Below are 1,360 nucleotides of genomic sequence, written 5' to 3'. Positions count from 1 at the left end.
TGACGGTATCTAACCAACGCTCCATTTCTCGACTTGTCGCTCAAGCCGGACAAATGCTGTTGGCCCATGGCGCAGAAAGTACGCTTGTGTGCGATATCATGCGTCGTATTGGCTTAGCTTGTGGCGTGCATGAAGTGGCTGTAGCCCTCTCAGCCAATGCCTTGGTTGTCACGACCGTAATGGATGGACACTGCATCACCACTACTCGAAGCTGTGCCGATCGTGGCATCAACATGCGCGTTATTACGCAAATTCAACGCATCTGTATCATGATGGAGCGCGGGTTACTCGATGCTGCCATGGCGCAGAAAAAACTGAATACCATCAGCCCAGAACGGTACAATCGCTGGCTAGTGGTGCTTATGATTGGCTTATCATGCGCGGCATTCAGCCATTTAGCGGGTGGCGATTGGGGCGGACGGATTATGACCTTCTTGGCCTCGGCTGGTGGCATGATCGTGCGCCAAGAGATAGGCCATCGTCACTTCAATCCATTACTTAACTTTGCTGCTACCGCATTTGTAACTACGTTGATTTCTGCTCAAGCTGAAATTTACCAAATTGGTAATTTACCAACCGTAGCGATGGCATCGTCGGTATTGATGTTGGTGCCTGGTTTTCCACTGATTAATTCGGTAGCAGACATGCTAAAAGGTCACATTAACATGGGTATTGCTCGGTTTGTAATGGCCAGTTTGCTGACGTTAGCAACGTGTTTGGGCATTGTGGCGGCAATGAGTGTAACTGGTATTTGGGGGTGGGCAATTTAATGAATATTTTTGATTTAACGCTCGGTTTGCTCAATGACATGTTTTTTGCTGCCATCCCTGCAGTCGGCTTTGCGTTGGTGTTTAATGTGCCACAGCGAGCTTTGATCTATTGCGCGGTAGGTGGTGCGATTGGTCACGGAAGTCGTTACTTGATGATGCAGTTTGGAGTACCGATTGAGTGGGCGACCTTCTTCGCTGCCACCTTGGTTGGCATGATAGGGGTTCATTGGTCTCACCGCTTTTTGGCTCATCCAAAAGTGTTTACTGTCGCTGCATTGATACCTATGGTGCCGGGCGTTTTTGCTTACAAAGCGATGATAGCGATGGTGGAAATTAACCATTTGGGTTACTCGCCAGAGTTAATTGCGACCTGCATGGAGAACTTTCTTAAAGCCATGTTTATTATTGCTGGTTTAGCAGTTGGCCTCGCAGTTCCTGGGCTGTTATTCTACCGCCGCAGACCGATAGTATAAGGACCCGACATGATCATTAGTATGATTGCCGCGATGGCAGACAACCGCGTTATTGGCAAAGATAATCAAATGCCTTGGCATCTTCCTGCGGATTTTGCTTGGTTTAAACGTTGTACG

The 1,360-nt window shown here is 48.3% G+C and carries 3 protein-coding genes; all 3 read left to right on the top strand.

What is annotated here, in order from left to right:
• Positions 1–770: threonine/serine exporter ThrE family protein (locus R7E00_RS23560; RefSeq protein WP_318124649.1), on the top strand; the 770-nt coding region annotated here is incomplete at its 5' end.
• Positions 770–1,243, top strand: coding sequence for a threonine/serine exporter family protein (locus R7E00_RS23555; RefSeq protein ID WP_005459611.1), 474 nt, complete (start codon positions 770–772; stop codon positions 1,241–1,243). The genes R7E00_RS23560 and R7E00_RS23555, both read left to right, overlap by 1 nt.
• 9 nt (positions 1,244–1,252) lie before the next feature.
• Positions 1,253–1,360 (top strand): dihydrofolate reductase (locus R7E00_RS23550; protein WP_318124651.1); only part of this gene is annotated, 108 nt, incomplete at its 3' end.

Origin of the sequence: Vibrio sp. Vb1755 (assembly GCF_033338635.1) — a bacterium.
Taxonomy (GTDB): domain Bacteria; phylum Pseudomonadota; class Gammaproteobacteria; order Enterobacterales; family Vibrionaceae; genus Vibrio; species Vibrio alginolyticus.
Note: the sequence above shows the minus strand (reverse complement) of the source record. Positions and strands in the feature narration are given on the sequence as shown.